This is a genomic window from Lapidilactobacillus concavus DSM 17758, from assembly GCF_001435835.1.
GTDB classification, from domain to species: domain Bacteria; phylum Bacillota; class Bacilli; order Lactobacillales; family Lactobacillaceae; genus Lapidilactobacillus; species Lapidilactobacillus concavus.
Genome location: NZ_AZFX01000051.1, coordinates 1 through 647, shown reverse-complemented (window position 1 = coordinate 647; position 647 = coordinate 1). Strand labels below are relative to the sequence as shown.

Below are 647 nucleotides of genomic sequence, written 5' to 3'. Positions count from 1 at the left end.
TCTGTTCTAGGCTACGATCCTTATGATCGTCAAGGTTTCAACTCTGGTAACTCTCGAAATGGCCAATATTTTCGTCAAATTGATTCAGAGTATGGAAAGCTGAGTATCTGTGTCCCACGTGATCGCAAGGGCGAGTTTAAGGCTAACTTAATCCCACCTTATTCTCGAAGAGTAGATGCACTGGAAACGACGATTATACAGTTATACGAAAAAGGAATTACAACTCGAGAAATAGCTGACTTAATCGAGAAGATGTATGGAACTCATTATTCACCCACTACGATTTCCAACATTACAGCCATTGTTGAGGATCAAGTGACTGCTTATCATCAGCGGCGGTTTAGTTCGACAGACTACGTCTGTCTTTTCCTTGATGCAACTTATGTGCCCTTACGTCGTGATACGGTTCAAAAAGAGTCGGTTTATGTCGCTTTAGGTATTAAAGCAGATGGTCATAAAGAAATTTTAGATTACTGTATTGCACCAACGGAAAATTCAGAAGTTTGGTCCGAATTACTAACTGGTTTAGTCAGTCGTGGTATTAAACACGTCCAGTTAGTCATCGCAGATGGCTTAGTTGGCTTGGATTCAGCGCTTAACCACAATTATCCTCAAGCTAAATTTCAACGCTGTCTGATCCATATGTC

Annotated in this window: 1 protein-coding gene; it reads left to right on the top strand. The window is 40.8% G+C overall.

What is annotated here, in order from left to right:
• The coding region (locus tag FC15_RS05405; protein ID WP_157051246.1) for an IS256 family transposase at nt 1-647 on the top strand (647 nt) is incomplete at both ends.